Genomic DNA, 15,415 nt, shown 5'->3' with positions numbered 1-15,415 from the left:
AGGCTTGTCCTTATATTGTGGATACTCGCTTTTTATTTTGGGGTAACTTATGACCAATCCATTACTCAATATTCCCACTCTACCTGAATTTACGTCCGTGCAAGCGGAGCACGTAACCCCTTTAGTAGATGAGTGTTTAGCAACCGGTCGCCAAGTGCTTGATGCTTGTTTAAAGCAAGAACGTTTCACATGGAACAATTTGATTCGACCTTTGAATGAAGCGAATAACCAGTTAGAGAAGGGTTGGTCAGTAGTAGGACATTTGAATGGTGTAGCCAATACTGAGGCACTACGCGAAGCCTATAACGCTAATCTAGGCAAGCTCAGTGATTACCATACTGAGATGGGACAAAACAAAGCGTTTTTTGAGGCGATTCAAGCTATTCGCGCTAATGATACCAGTTTGGATAATGCCCAAAAGAAAAGTCTTGATGATAGTTTGCTGTCATTCAAATTGAGCGGTGTAGCCTTACCCGATGAGCAAAAACAACGCTATCGAGAAATTTCGCAAGAACTATCTCAACTCACTTCTAAGTTTTCTGACAATGTACTGGATGCCACCCAAGCGTGGTTTAAGCACATTACTGATCAGTCGGAGTTAGTAGGCTTGCCAGATTCCGCTTTAGAAATGGCTGAGCAAATGGCTAAGCAGCGCAATCTAGACGGTTGGGTATTTACCCTCGATTTTCCGTCTTATAGTGCAGTGATTACCTATTCTGATAATCGTGCATTACGCGCTGAAATGTATAAGGCCTATTCAACACGCGCTTCTGATCAAGCCGCTAATACTCAGTTTGATAATAGCCAGCTCATGCAGCAAATTTTAAAGTTGCGTCAAGAAGAAGCTGAATTACTGGGTTACAACAATTTTGCGGAACTCTCGCTCGCTACTAAGATGGCGGATAGCCCTGAGGCAGTGATTGCCTTTTTAGAGGACTTAGCTAAGCGCTCTAAACCGTTTGCGGAAAAAGAATTTGCTGAGGTGCAAAGTTTTGCTAAGACCTTAGGTATCGATGAGGTTCAAGCGTGGGATGTGCCTTATATCAGTGAGAAAATTCGTGAAGCGAATTACGCATTCAATGATGAAGATTTAAAACCTTATTTCCCCGTTGATAAAGTGCTACAGGGTTTATTTGAGTTATTAGGGCGTTTATACCAAGTGCGTTTTGAACAACAAAAGGATGTAAACGTTTGGCATCCTGATGTGCGTTTTTATCATGTTTATAATGCCCAACATGAACTGCAAGCTGCGTGTTATATCGATCTTTATGCTCGTCAACATAAGCGCGGTGGGGCATGGATGGACTCACTCTGTGGACGCTTTAAACGTGATGACGGGGTGCAAATTCCTGTAGCCTTTATGGTGTGTAATAGTGCGCCTCCGGTGGGTGAAAAGCCTGCATTATTTACTCATGATGAGGTAGTGACCTTATTCCACGAGTTTGGTCATGGTTTGCACCATATGCTTACCAAAGTCGACTATCCTGAAATTGCGGGCATTAATGGAGTGGAATGGGATGCGGTCGAGTTACCTAGCCAGTTTATGGAAAATTGGTGCTGGGAACGTGAAACCCTAGATCTCATGACCGGACATTGGCAAACAGGCGAAAAATTGCCAGAAGCGCTTTTGCAAAAGATGCTAGCTGCACGTCACTTCCAATCCGCCATGATGATGGTGCGCCAATTAGAGTTCGCGCTATTTGATTTAAAACTGCATACCGATCTCAATGCTGCACAAGACGGTCGTATTTATGAACTACTCAAGCAAGTGCGTTCTGAAGTAGCCGTAGTCAAATATCCCGCTTATAACCGTATGCCGAATAGTTTTACCCATATTTTTGCGGGTGGCTATGCCGCTGGGTATTACAGTTACAAGTGGGCAGAGGTCTTATCAGCAGATGCGTTTGCACGTTTTGAGGAAGAGGGTTTATTTAATCCCGCAGTCGGTGAAGCCTTTAAGCGTGAAATACTAGAGGTCGGAGGATCACGTCCGGCTATGGAGTCCTTTATCGCGTTTCGTGGACGTAAGCCCTCCATTGATGCATTGTTGCGTCATAGTGGTTTAGAACAAGCGGCGTGATGAATAAACGTTATTTAATAAGTTTAGCTGCCTTAGTATTGGTCATAGCAGTAGTGGCGGGTTGGTGGTTTACTCCTTCAGCTAGTGTTGCTTCTATACAGGCATTAAAGTGCGATTTGAATCAGGGAGAGTGCAAAGCTCTCTCTGCTCAAGGTCAGAGCATTAGTTTACAGCTCACCCCTAGACCCGTACCGATTTTAAAGCCGATACAGATTGAAGCCCAATTGCAGGGCTTTGTAGCTAAACCTGAGCAAATTCAGGTCGTATTAGAGGGCTTGAATATGTACATGGGTATGCAGCGAGCTTGGTTAAAGCCTAGCGCTAATAACGATGAATATACTGGTACACTGCAAATACCTAGTTGCCAAGAGCATGATATGCAGTGGAAAGTGACTCTTTTATTACCACCTCGCTCAAGCGTGGAACGAGCTGAGTTTTTTATGCAAACTCACACCGAATAAAAGAGCAGTGTTTGCGTTGTATTATCACCATTTGACCTAATAATACTGCCTTTCATCTTATGTCCCCTCTCTGGGACGGTTTCCTTGTGCTTTGATTAAAGTAATGGCTACTCGATGGATAGTAACCAGGTTTACTCGGCTTGGGTTTGCTACAACATTATGAGTTATAACAGTCTATTTTTGTGTTTTAGCAGCCCTTTTAGGCAAGGATTGCTATGATGATCAAAAATAATTCTTATTGTCTGATGACAACAGCACTTGCAACAGGTTTAGGTGTCGCTTCGTATAGTTTAGCGGCTAATTGGGTTATGGATTATATAGAGTCTACTCCCAGCATTCCGAACTACATCCCCCCCTTGAGTTACGAAACTATCGCTATGAATAGTGTAACGAATGCCCAAGCTAATATTGTGCTCACCGCAGTCACTCCAGCTAATTTGAGTTTAGCTGGTGAGCGTATCGCATGGACTATTACCGCTTTAGACGGCAATACGCGCGGCAAAGTCTATACCTTGCAAGGGGTGTCACAGCGCTTTAATTTGCCGCAGGGTTTATACAAAGTAGTGTTGACTATTGGTGCTTATCGCTCTACTAAAACTATTAAAGTTGATCATGAGCATCAGCAAGAAGAGCGCTTTATGGCTGATGTTGGGCGTATTGTGGCTAAGGCGAATGAACCTGTGGTATGGAGCATTGAGCCGCTTGAAAAGGGAGAACCTATTCGTTTTTCGGAGCGCTCCAGCATTAGCATTATAGTAGGTACGGGCTTATACAAAGTGGATGCCAGTTTAAAGGGGCTACATCGTGCAGAGCGTGTCAGAGTAAATAAAGGCAGCCAAGTGGTGTCTGAGCTATTTATTCCCGCTGGGCGCGTTAACTTAATTGCTACGCGTGATAACGCACCGTTGTTTAGACCGACGACTTGGAGTATTTACCGGATTGAAAATGGACAGCGGCGCGAAGTGGGTGAATATAATCGCCATGTTCAAGCGGTAACTATGCCGCCCGGACACTATGAGGCCGTGGCAAAATCAGAAAATATTGTACGTTCCCGCGAATTTTGGGTCGGCAGTGGTGCGACTAATGATGTACAAGTCTCTATGGATTAGGGAGTTAACTGGTTTGAGAGGCTAAAGTACGTTTAGCTAGCTTGCTATAATGCTCGGCTGAGTACTTCAAAAAAGCACGTTCTTGTTCGGTTAAAGGGCGTGCTTTTTGTACGGGGTTGCCTTTCCATAAATACCCTCCCTCCAAGACTTTGCCGGGGGGGACTAAACTGCCTGCACCGATCATCACCTCATCTTCAATCACAACATTATCCATGACAATCGCCCCCATCCCAATCAGGCAGCGATTGCCAATAGTACAACCATGTAAAATCACGCGATGACCAATCGTAACCTCATCACCAATCGTAAGAGCAAAACCCTCCATACGACTAAACGCACTGCCATGAGTGACATGCAACACCGAACCATCTTGCACATTGGTACGCGCACCAATAGTAATCACATTAATATCGCCGCGAATCACTGTCATCGGCCAGACTGAACTATCTGCTCCAATCGTCGTTTGACCACTCACATAAGCACTAGGGTCGATATAAGCGCTAGGATCAATACTAGGCAGATGCTGTTCAAAACGTTGTAGGGTCATATCAGTTTCCTAGGCTTAAGGGTTTTAAGGGTTGCTATAGCACTCAATGCACCCGTGCATCAGTCAATTCATTAGGAGGTAATTGTAAGTAAAAACCATGCTCGCTCAGATGGCGTATCACTTCAGCACTACTGCCTTGAGCTAAAGGTTTGTCTGGATGGAGTTCAAACTCAAATGAGAAGTGTGCAGTACCAAATAAACGCATTAACCCTTCTGGAACACGATTAAAATCATCACGTTCCACGAGAAACAAATACGCTCCCTTTTTGCGTTCGCTGCGATAAATATAGCACTGCATTATGACACCTTAATATTTAAGTACTTCAATAGCTTGAATGTATTTAGTCTCTAGCTCTTGGGTTTGGAGCTGCCCATTAATATTTTGCTCAATACGCAGCATTTTATCAGCAACCCCGACTAAGCGCCCCTCAACCCGTTTTTGATCACTGCGCATAATACGCACAGATTGAGCGATATACTGATTAGCTGAAGTGAGTTCAATGGGTTGAAAGCTCATTTGATACAAGGCATTACTAGGTAACTCATGTTGAGCACTAGCACCCATTGGCGCGGGATTCGGTTTAGCAGTAGTACTACTGGTAGTTTTAGCGGATTCAACCGGCGCAATAGGTAAGGACATATTCACGGTTTGTGTCACCGTTTGAGGAGGCTCGGTATCTGTCGAGGGCGAGCTAGTCGTTTTACTGGCAAAAGGGTTACTACCTAACAGTTTTGGCAAATGCTGCCCTGCGTGTGTATTAGCTCCGCCAATCCAAGCCCCTACTGTTAGAATGACACCCACTAAGCCGGTAAAAAACCAAGCCCGCGCTCGATGCCAAATAGTAGGCAAAATGAGTAAATTAAGCACGGGTATCAGCGCAACGATTCCCGTAATGAAGTGATGACGAAATCCAGCAATGGTGACCATGAGCCAAGCTAGCACTATGAGTAAGGCTCCTAAGGCTAAGGCAATCAACAGTGCATATTCCATGGACATAACCCTCTTGTTATCGTTTTAATCTTCCAAATAAGTATAATCGGTGAGACTCGCCTCAATCTCACGTTGCAAGGCTTTGAGCTGTTCGGGATCATTAACCGTTGCTGCGAGTTTTTTGCGACATTGTGCCAGCAAGTCCTTAGGCTCAAAATGAACCATACCTAATAATTCAGCAATCGTGTCACCACTTTCCGGTTCTTGTAGGCGGTATTCACCCTTACTTAATAATTCTACGTTGATAGAGTCGGTATCGCCGAATAAATTATGCAAATCCCCTAAAATTTCTTGATACGCCCCCACCATAAAGATACCTAGTAGGTAAGGCTCCGTATCCGATAATTCATGCACCGCTAGTGTGCTAGTCAATTGACCATTTTCTACATAAGTGTGTACTGCACCATCTGAATCACAGGTTAAATCTTGCAATACAGCCCGTCTGCTTGGAGCTTCTTGTAAACGATGCAAAGGCATAATGGGGAATAACTGCTTAATCGCCCAAGCATCCGGCATAGATTGAAATAGAGAGAAGTTACAGAAGTATTTATTAGCTAACTTTTCTTGTAAGGCGCTATCAATACTGGCTGATAAACCGCTTCTTAAGTTTGGGTCATGTAGCAATGCTAAGCCAATAGCACGATAGGTTTCTTCGGCTTGAGCACGTTGGCGCAAATGAATGACACCCCGTGCATAGAGCGCGTGCACTTCACCTATTAAGAACTCGGCATCATGATAAATTTCTGAAGCGGGAATGTGATGTAGCTGCTCATAGAGACGATAGATATTATGCAATACTAAAGGCGCATCGACTTCCGGTTCAATAACACGCGGTGCGCTCTCTGGCTGTTCGGGGTCAGTATCGATGACATTGGTAATTAATACCGCATGATGGGCTGTCATTGCGCGACCCGCCTCGGTAATAAAATCAGGTAGTGGTAAATCGTATTCCACACACACACTATGCACACTGCGCACAATAGTATTAGCGTATTCCTGCATAGTGTAATTAATCGAGCACTCGCTGCGTGAACGTGAACCTTCATAGTCCACTCCTAAACCGCCCCCGACATCCACGACTCTAATCGGTGCACCCAAACGGTTAAGTTCGGCAAAGTAGTGGCTAGCTTCTAACATGCCGCTTTGAATATCGCGGATATTGGCAATTTGCGAACCCATATGAAAATGCAGTAACTGCAAGCACTCAAGCTTATTCGCCTGCTTTAATACCTCCAGCATATGCAGTGCTTGGGCAGCCGATAAACCAAACTTGGATTTTTCACCGCCGGTATTTTGCCATTTACCTTTGCCAAGCGAATATAGGCGCACTCTGACACCAAATAGGGGTTCGATACCTAGTTTGGCAGATTCTTCTAAGGTTTCAGTTAATTCAGAGGGCTTTTCCACCACGATGAAAATGCGATGTCCCATTTGTCGACCAATCAGGGCTAAGCGTAAATATTCGCGGTCTTTATAGCCATTACAAATAATGGTACTTCCGCTGGGAGCACTGCCTAAAACGGCGACTAGCTCTGGTTTACTGCCTGCCTCTAAACCGACTTGTTCTCCCCCTCCTGCGAGAATATGGCTCACTACACTTTGTTGTTGATTCACTTTAATGGGGTAAATGGCGGTATAACGACTATTTTGTCCCGTACTGGCAATGGCTTGATTGAAAGCTTTTTGCAGACGTTGCACACGGTCATGCACAATATCAGTAAAACGAATTAGTACTGGCCAGCGTAAACCATCGGCTTTTAATTGAGTGGCTAATCGATAAACATCAACAAAGCGTTCGGGTTGGTTAGGCAGTTGCATCATGACATGACCTGCTTCATTAATGTCAAAGTAGCCATTGCCCCAGTGTTGAATACCATATAAGCGCCGTGCGGCTTCTAGATTCCAAGTTGTCATGATGTTGGTTTGCCTATGCCAAAGATAGCCGCAAGAATAACGGCATTCTGCCAGACTGAGAAGTGTTTATGTCATTATTAGGTTTTAGTGTTATACGATCTTAACAATAGTCTTATTCCCAACACTGATTCATTAGGTGAGGTATGTTCCGAATGTTTAAAAAGGCTGAAATGCCTGCTCCTGACAATGCGCTTCCCGGACGTAATACGCCTATGCCTATTAGCAATCGGCATTATGTCAATGGTCATCCTTTAAAACCGCCGTTTCCCGCTACTATGCAACAAGCGGTATTTGGTATGGGGTGTTTTTGGGGGGTAGAGCGTAAGTTTTGGCAACAAGCAGGGGTTTATACCACGGCGGCGGGTTATGCAGGAGGCTATACCCCTAATCCTACGTATGAAGAAGTGTGCTCTGGTTTGACCGGACACAATGAAGTGGTATTAGTCGTATTTGATCCCGCGCAGATTGAGTTTCAAACCTTATTGAAAGTCTTTTGGGAGTCGCATGACCCAACCCAAGGGATGCGTCAAGGCAATGATGTAGGCACTCAATATCGTTCTGGGATTTATGTCTACTCACCTGAACAACGGGTGGAAGCTGAGGCTAGCCTCAAAGCTTATCAAGCAGCTTTAGACAAAGCAGGCTTTGGCAAAGTGACGACCGAAATGGTTGATGCGCCCGAATTTTATTATGCCGAAGAGTATCATCAGCAGTATTTAGCCAAAAATCCGCATGGCTATTGTGGCTTGCGGGGTACTGGCGTGCGTTGTGTAGACTCATGAGCCAAAACCTAGCAATATGAAGGCAATACATTATATAACTCGGTCGGATCACGTACCACGATATAAGCCCATTGTCCGTATTGCTGCGTTCGGTTCACCGCATCTACCCACCTTTGCGCAGCTTTGGCTTTGCGGTCGGCATCATCCAGATAACGTCCTTTGGTTTCGAGTATCAGATTCAAACCGTTATCCAATACGGCGATGAAATCAGGAAGGTAACGTGCGGGTATGCCTTCTTTGCGGTAGGGAATGACAAAATTCAGGTGTTCATTCTTGACCCATTTCACCACGCATGCATGGGTATCAAGCGCAAACCCGGTGCTTTGTTCCCATTGTTTGGTATCGGCTACCAACAAATTGATATGGCATTTGTTGGCGGCATAGGTCGGCTTGTAGGTGTGAAAATCAACGTGTTCGGTAGAGCCTCTGCCTGCCTCACCTTTGGGAATGCGTGGCAGTTCGTGGTTAGCCGCGTCGCCAAAGGCAATGGCTTGATACAAAGCATCCACGACCGACATTTGATATTTACCCGCCAGCAACACATCACAAGGTTGGGTTGTGCCTTTGCAAATGAGCTTTTCCCGGTCTTGCAACAAGCGTTTGGTGGCTAATAGCACTTGTGGGAATAGGTCTTGGAGCGTGGCTTGGGCGGCAGCATCATTGACTGATTGCACCCGCTCCTTTTGCCAGTGTTGGCAAACCTTGCTGGCAATTTTGAATGCTACCATCTGGTCACGCCCAAACTGTTTGCGCCAATCCGCCAAGGTCAGTACAGGCTTTTCACCCGGCCCATACACCGCTAAATGACCTTCTGGCACGGTCATGGAAGTGAGTTCCACACTGTCATTGATTTCTGTCGGGTCAAGGGTGATTTGTTGGATACGGGCGTAATCCACGCTCACCGCTGATGCTTCCAGCGTGAAATAACCGGATACCATCGGGAAGGTGATTTGATAGCGTTGCTTTTCCGGTACGCTGAAAATGTGGGTAGGGTCAGGTTTCGGTGGGCTTGTCCCCGGTTGGGAGACTTTCAGCGGGATCAATTCAAACGGTACGCCAAACACACGGGCGGATTCTTCCCCGAAGCGGTCTGTGCCGTCTTCCAGTGTGTAATAACGGCGGCGCAAGGCACGACCGACCACCTGTTCACACAATAATTGTGAACCGAAGGGGCGCAAACCGACGATATGGGTAACGGTATTGGCATCCCAACCTTCTGCCAGCATCGCCACGGAAATGATGCAGCGAATATCACGCCCCGGCGGTACTTTGTCGTCCATAAAAGTGTAAGTGCCGTCATTGTCATCACTGGCGGCTTTTTCGTTATTCTTGCGCACAATCTCGGCATATTCTTCGGGTACTTTACCGCCTGCCCACGTCTTTTTGCCGACGGTATCGAGGATGAAGCGCAGGCGTTTGACCTCATCCGTACCCGTGCCTTCTTCCATATCTTCCATGACTTTGGAATCTATGCGCACGGTTTTTTCTTCACCCGGATGGTTGCGGAAATAGTCGGGGGATGTGCCATAGCTACCCTTATCGTTGGCAAGCCATTCGTACACTTCAGCCGCTAATTTGGTATCCCGGCAGACGATAATGAAGACGGGGGGAACGGGGTGCAGTTCGGCTTTTTCGGTTTCCATCCATTTCTGGAAACGCTGATGCCAATCGCTGGCTTGTATCAGAATCGGGGTGGAGGCGTAGCGCAACACCACTTCAGGGGTTAAATCTTTGGCGGATTTGGCAATGCCATCTTTCAACGCCTGTTCTTCCATCCAACGCCAGATATTGAAATAGTTGGCTTCTTCATTGCCGGAAATGTCACGGCTGGGTAATTGCGGGATTTTCACCAAACCGGATTCAATCGCATCCAGCAAGCCGAAATCGGACACGACCCACGGGAACGGCTTACCGACTTCGTTACCCGAACCTTGGATATAAAACGGCGTGGCTGATAAATCCACACAGAGGTTAATGCCCCTGTCACCTCTTGCACCTGCCTGTTTATTTTTGCCTGCCATGCGGTTGATGCGGTCTAAGCCTTCAATCCAGATGGTGGCTTCTTTGTCATTCTTTTTCGCCAAAGTTGAACGGTCTTCACTGGCGGTTTCATCCAGTGTAATGGCTTCGTCCTCATTATCGCTGGCATCACCACGACGGTAGGCGTGATGGGCTTCATCATTAAAAACCAGCCAATACGGGCAGCGTCCTTTTCCAGACCCTAATTCCTGTTTGATGCGTTTGAACCAAGCCTGATCGGACTCTTGGTATTTTACTTCGACCGATTCGTTCTTTTTGCCCGCGTTTTTGGTGATTTCAACCGCTTCGCCGGTTTTGACCACTTTGGCAGAATCACCATTGACGCTGTTGGTTTCTTTCTTTGCCAGCTTATGCCAGTTCGTCACCATCACTTCCCCTCGGCGCAGTGCTTCCATGCGGTGCGGTGGTACGAGTTGGCGGGTGCGGTAAATGCTTTGATCGCCTAAAGCCGGGTCAAGCTCTTTGAGACGTTCGCGGATAGTCACGTTGGGGCAAACAATCAGGATGGTATCGGTAAAGCGGTTGTCCGTTGGGAAAGCCACACGATTCAGGATTGTCCATGCCGATAGCATCCCCATGACGGTGGTTTTACCTGTACCGGTTGCCATTTTGCAGGCGTAGCGCGTGAATGACTTGAAACCAGCGGCTTTGGTTTTTTCTCCCGGCTGGTCTACTGGAATGGGTGGCATGCTTTTATGGTAAACCGGGTGGGCTTCGGTCAGGAAAATGATGGTTTCAGCGGCTTCCACCTGGGCGAAGAATAAACGCTGGTAACGCCCTTCGTCGGCTTTCCACAAGCGCAGGAGTTCTTTGGTAATGTCGGATGCGCCATCATACGGAATGCCTGTCAGTGAGCCGTTACGCCATTCTTTGACCCGTTTACGCAACCAATTGGCGATGTGCAGTTCTTCTTTCTGACCTACGCCCAAGTCACCCTCAAGGCTCAATTGATCTTTGTTTTTGCGACCGCGTTTGGCACTATCCGGCACACGGTAGTAGTAATAGGCTGCACGTCTGCCCGCTACCGTTTTGGGTTGTTCGCCTTTCTTGATGTCCCAATAGCATTGTGGCTCGACAAATGGGGAGTTGATGATGGGGTTTTCGACGGTGGTATCAGTGGTCATGAAAGTTCATCCTGTAAAGCATCCAAGCGTTGGTAAGCTAGCTTCCAAGGGAGTCGACGCCCATTACGCTCCATGCGTTGGTAGCTCTGTCGGGCAGTATCAAGGCTAATGATACGGTGTGTCACTAATTGCTCTACCAGCCAGATACTGCCCTGCACCATAATGCCCTCAAGCTCAGCGGCTTGGCGTAAATCTCGGTCACCTGTGAGTAGGGGGCATTTTTCCTGTTGAGCCAACACCAGAGCCATGCAATCGTTGCGGCTAGGTTTTGGATACTTGCGGGTGAGTTGCGAGACACGCCTAACACTTTCTCCACTCAGCGTACCTAATTGCAAGCCATAATCCAGCCAATGTGCGTGCTGCTCTTCTAGTTCATCAAAAAACAGTAAATCTGGTACTCGAAACTCGAAAGGCAGTCTAAACATTAGTGCTAGTAACTGCCCTTCCTCCATGTCGATAAGGATATTGGCATCACTGATGAGTAGCTGCATCCGCACCTTCCAGTTTGCGTTCACTGTGGAAACGGGAAAGCGGAATACCCAACAATTCAGCCGCTTTTGACTCTCCTATCCAACCTTCTGCTAAGGCGCGATAAACCAATTGTTTAAACAACAAGGTTTGTTCTTGTGGGTAGGGGGCTTTTGGTTCTTGTTTGCGCCACCCGCGAACTGCAAATTGTTGGTACAGGCTTTTCATCACCTCAGAGGAAATGATGCGCGTATCCGCAGCACGATATAAGCAAGCAGCCATACTCAAACCAAACTCGTGCTTGAGCATATAAAGTTCTTGCCATTCAATCATACGGCGTTGTTGCCCCAATTGCCGTTGGATAGCCGTTGCGGGCAATAGGAAAGCACCAGCAAAGCGGTTACAGGCTTTTTCTTCCTCTATGTCTTCGGCTAACCGTCCATGCAGCATTAAATGACCTAGCTCATGTGCCAAGGTAAAACGTTGCCGATCTCCCGCCCAGTGTTGCGCTACGACGATGACAGGTTGTGCTTCAATCGTTGCGGTTAAACCGTCGAATTTACTATCAGCATCTAAGTCCGTAAAAATCACCAAAATACCGTGTTCTTCCAACACATCGACTAGCTCATTAATCGGGTCTTCGCCGAGTTTCCAGCACTCACGTACTTTAGCGGCAACTTGCTCCACTTCATCCAGTGTTTGCACCATCACAGGCACATCCACGGGTACAGCAAATGGTTTCACGGGAAACTGCGGGTAAAGGTTAGCTAATTCCTTCCAGCGTTCTGCTTGCTCTTCGACATCGGCGTGAATCCGTTTGAGCAACTTTTCTGGTGTATTAGCACGCTTGCGGTATTCCACCTCGGTCTCAAGCTGGACAGTAAATGGGCGAAAGAAATACTCCCCACGTACTCCTAAAGCTTTTGCCAATTTAATCAATTGGCTAGAGTCTGGGGTGTTGGTACCATCTTCGTATTTTTTAATGGCAGCATGGGAAACGCCCACTTGTTCCGCGAGCGCACGCAGCGATAGCCCGGCGGCTTCGCGGGCGCGTTTTAGACGTTCAGGGTACATGGCAGCCTCCAGCAACAAGGTTTACAAAATAACTATTTTTAGTATATTTTGTAAACCTTAGCACGACTATTTGTCTTACAAAACTACCGTGCATCGGCTCCATCACGTACCACCATCAATTCATTGCCGCGCTCATCAATCACTTTCACGGCAATGCGGCGGCGCTCACCTAAGCGGAAGGGTTCACTTTCTGTGCCTGCTAAATGTTCCCACACGCTGTCAGCAAAGCGCCCTTTGAGGGATTTTTGTAGGTTGTCCCATGCGGCAGTTTTGGGGAAAAACACTTGGCGGGCGATGAAGCTCATGCCGTTGTAGTCAGTGTCGAGCATCCAGCATGGCAGGTTTTCCGCTTCGATAGATTCGGTGGCGCAATTGTGTGGGGTAAAGATGTCCAGCCCTAACAATTTGACTTGATACAACGGTTCTTTGGCGGGTGTTTTTTCACCCGTTTGGTAAAACGTGATGTCCGGCAAGCCACTAATGGAAAAGATTTCCGAGGCTTTGCTGGTTTTGAGTAAATCCGACATGACTACATCGGGGGTGACGGCGACGTAAGTGCAGGGTATGCGCATTTTCTTGCGGTCTTCGAGCAGTTCGCGGGCTTTGGCTTGGATGGCAAAACCGAAGAAATACAGCGCGTCAAAGCGCATAAAGTTGGCTTCGCTGGCGGCATTGAAGACCAGCTCAGAGCTGATTGCCCCGCTTTCTGCGCCAAACACAATGGCAATGCGTTTGTCGGTATCGCTCTTTTCGGTGGCTTCGGCGTGCAGGTATTCGTAGTCGGTGCTGGATAATGCCCGCACGTTGTCGAGTTGCAATTGCTTGTTGCCGGGGAGTTGTAGGCGTTCGGATTTGCGCAACACTTCCAGCATTCGGTCGAGGTAAGCGGTTGGGTTGTTTCCCCCCATCCCTAGCCCTTCCCCCGCAAGGGGTGAAGGGAGGAGTGGGGAATGGGCGGCTTGGATGGTGGCTTCTACGGTGAATGCGCCGCACACGCGGGTGATTTTGTTGTTGATTTCGGGTTTGTCCACCAGCGTAACCATTTCGGGGTCTTCGTTGTTGGCGATGGATTTGAGGGTAATGCGTGGAACTTTGCCGCCGATTTCTTCGCCTTTGCGGTTTTGTTTGCGGGTGTAGGTGAAACCACCAGCAGGGCCACGGGTGGGTTGGTTGAGTTCGTACCACGGGAAGGTGGCGGTTAAGAGGCGTTGCCGTGCCAGTGCCAGTGCCAGCGGGACGCGGGAGGTGTCGCAGGTAATCCAACGTCGCCCCCATTGTTCCGCCACATACGCCGTTGTACCGCTCCCGCAGGTCGGGTCAAGCACCAAATCCCCCGGCTCAGTCGTCATCAACATACACCGCTGAATTACTTTGATATTGGTTTGAACGACATAGATTTTGTCTGCACCGTAACCACCAGAAGCAGTGTCATCCCAAGAATTACCGATAGGAAAAAACGGAAAGTCACTTGCAAAACGCCTGTATGACAATGTTTTTCCGTATGCTTCTAAACGGTCGGCAAATATTAACTTCTCAAAACCTGCTATGTTAGTCTTCCATCCCCCTTTTCCTGGTACATAAACTTGATTTTCAAAAGAAATAGGCATTGATGTTGAGCTACTGGAGGAAGCTGATGTTAGGTTGTCTCTTCGATATATTTGACTACCTTCAGGTAAAAGATCAGGGGTTTCTTTTTCCTCTTTGGTCATCTTTCTGTAAGTATTATTTGGCAGTTTTACATAGTCATAATTAACCCAATTTGATCCAATTCTAGGTAAATATTGTTGATTGTACTTTATTATTTCTTTGTTTTTTGCAAACCAGACAACATAGTCAAAATTAGCAGAGAGTAATCTGCCACTTTGATTAGTTGTTGTTCGGTAGTTAATCACAGCTATAAAGTTGTTTGCACCGAAAACTTCGTCGAGGACTTCGCGGACGTGGTGCAGGTTTTCATCCGAAATTTGCACGAAAACGGAGCCGGATTCGGTGAGGAGTTCACGGGCAAGCAACAAGCGATCACGCAAATAGGTCAGGTAGGAATGCAAGCCCAGTTCCCACGTATCGCGGTACGCCTTCACCATTTCTGGCTCGCGGATCATCTCCTCATCTGCCCCGTGCTTCACATCACGCTTGCGTACAAACGGCTGGAAATTCGAGCCAAATTTCACCCCATACGGCGGGTCAATGTAGATCATCTGCACCTGCCCACCCATGCCCTCGTATTCCAGCAGCGAATTCATCACATGCAGTGAATCCCCTAGCACCATGCGATTCGTCCACGGCCCTTTATGCTCATACGCTTCCAGCTTTTCGCCAATATCCAGTTGCGGATCACCAAATAAATCCAGATTCGTCCCCGCTTGGCGGTAACTGTCCAGCCCGTTCAAAATCCCCTGCGTCGAATGGCGTTCATGCACAAACAGCGGAATGGTCGGCACACTGATTTGATGGCGTTCCGCCTTGCCCGCCCAGTTCAAAAATGGCTGACTCAAGGTCTTCAAGCGCTCCACACACTCACGGATGCTACGGAATTTCTCCCCCGTGCCTTGCCAGACCAAGGCTTCGGCAAACACCGCCGCTTCACCCTGTTCAGCGGCTTCGGTAATCCGCGTCAACAACCATTCGGCAAACTCGCGTCCGGCGGTTTCATCCCAAGCTAACTCTGGCGACAGCGAAGAATCATAGCGATACTGACGCGGCGGCTTGTGGTCGCGGAAGCCTTCCTGTACACCAATATCCGGGCGCTGGATAGCCTCGTGTTGGTGTTCGTAAAGCGAAGATGCTTGCGCGGGTTCGGGTTGCTTTGCCATGAATGAGCCCTT

12 protein-coding genes are annotated in these 15,415 nt (G+C 47.5%); 4 read left to right on the top strand and 8 right to left on the bottom strand.

Annotated features, from left to right (window positions below; all coding sequences use genetic code 11):
- Window positions 1-49 precede the first annotated feature (49 nt).
- From IPL34_RS04945 to IPL34_RS04935, 3 genes are all read left to right on the top strand, one after another.
- Complete coding sequence (locus IPL34_RS04945) at window positions 50-2,080, top strand: M3 family metallopeptidase (protein ID WP_296838596.1); 2,031 nt, start codon at window positions 50-52, stop codon at window positions 2,078-2,080.
- On the top strand, window positions 2,080-2,541 hold the full coding sequence (locus IPL34_RS04940) for a hypothetical protein (protein ID WP_296838593.1): 462 nt from the start codon (window positions 2,080-2,082) through the stop codon (window positions 2,539-2,541). Before IPL34_RS04945 ends, IPL34_RS04940 begins: the two co-directional genes overlap by 1 nt.
- A 215-nt stretch (window positions 2,542-2,756) precedes the next feature.
- The gene (locus tag IPL34_RS04935; protein WP_296838590.1) at window positions 2,757-3,650 is read left to right on the top strand and encodes a hypothetical protein; all 894 of its coding nucleotides are present in this window, start codon (window positions 2,757-2,759) and stop codon (window positions 3,648-3,650) included.
- A 4-nt stretch (window positions 3,651-3,654) separates the two neighbouring features.
- On the opposite strand, the gene IPL34_RS04930 is transcribed toward IPL34_RS04935, so the two are convergent.
- From IPL34_RS04930 to speA, 4 genes are read right to left on the bottom strand one after another with little or no spacing between them, the layout of a single operon-like run.
- A complete protein-coding gene (locus IPL34_RS04930; RefSeq protein WP_296838587.1) occupies window positions 3,655-4,197 on the bottom strand; it encodes a gamma carbonic anhydrase family protein in 543 nt (180 codons plus the stop codon).
- 43 nt (window positions 4,198-4,240) lie between these two features.
- Complete coding sequence (locus IPL34_RS04925) at window positions 4,241-4,495, bottom strand: YcgL domain-containing protein (protein WP_296838584.1); 255 nt, start codon at window positions 4,493-4,495, stop codon at window positions 4,241-4,243.
- A 9-nt stretch (window positions 4,496-4,504) separates the two neighbouring features.
- Entirely contained in the window at window positions 4,505-5,188 is a 684-nt protein-coding gene (locus IPL34_RS04920; RefSeq protein WP_296838582.1) for a hypothetical protein, read from the bottom strand.
- Between the two features lie 24 nt (window positions 5,189-5,212).
- Complete coding sequence (gene speA, locus IPL34_RS04915) at window positions 5,213-7,102, bottom strand: biosynthetic arginine decarboxylase (RefSeq protein WP_296838580.1); 1,890 nt, start codon at window positions 7,100-7,102, stop codon at window positions 5,213-5,215.
- A 143-nt stretch (window positions 7,103-7,245) separates the two neighbouring features.
- Between speA and msrA the strand changes: the two genes are divergently transcribed.
- Window positions 7,246-7,884, top strand: coding sequence for a peptide-methionine (S)-S-oxide reductase MsrA (gene msrA, locus IPL34_RS04910; protein WP_296838577.1), 639 nt, complete (start codon window positions 7,246-7,248; stop codon window positions 7,882-7,884).
- Window positions 7,885-7,892: 8 nt separating this feature from the next.
- Here the strand turns inward: msrA and IPL34_RS04905 are convergent, their stop codons facing one another.
- From IPL34_RS04905 to IPL34_RS04890, 4 genes are all read right to left on the bottom strand, one after another.
- Window positions 7,893-11,048, bottom strand: a complete 3,156-nt coding sequence (locus tag IPL34_RS04905) for a BPTD_3080 family restriction endonuclease (RefSeq protein WP_296838576.1) — start codon at window positions 11,046-11,048, stop codon at window positions 7,893-7,895.
- Window positions 11,045-11,539 carry a PIN domain-containing protein gene (locus IPL34_RS04900; protein ID WP_296838573.1) on the bottom strand — a complete coding sequence of 165 codons (495 nt, stop codon included), beginning with the start codon at window positions 11,537-11,539 and terminating at the stop codon, window positions 11,045-11,047. The genes IPL34_RS04905 and IPL34_RS04900 overlap by 4 nt, the downstream gene beginning before the upstream one ends.
- Window positions 11,520-12,590 carry an XRE family transcriptional regulator gene (locus IPL34_RS04895; protein ID WP_296838570.1) on the bottom strand — a complete coding sequence of 357 codons (1,071 nt, stop codon included), beginning with the start codon at window positions 12,588-12,590 and terminating at the stop codon, window positions 11,520-11,522. Before IPL34_RS04895 ends, IPL34_RS04900 begins: the two co-directional genes overlap by 20 nt.
- 83 nt (window positions 12,591-12,673) lie before the next feature.
- Window positions 12,674-15,403, bottom strand: coding sequence for a site-specific DNA-methyltransferase (locus IPL34_RS04890; protein WP_296838568.1), 2,730 nt, complete (start codon window positions 15,401-15,403; stop codon window positions 12,674-12,676).
- Between the last annotated feature and the right edge of the window lie 12 nt (window positions 15,404-15,415).

It is taken from the genome of Thiofilum sp., from assembly GCF_016711335.1.
Lineage (GTDB): Bacteria > Pseudomonadota > Gammaproteobacteria > Thiotrichales > Thiotrichaceae > Thiofilum.
The sequence above is the reverse complement of the archived record's forward strand: the minus strand, read 5'-3'. Positions and strand labels throughout refer to the sequence as shown.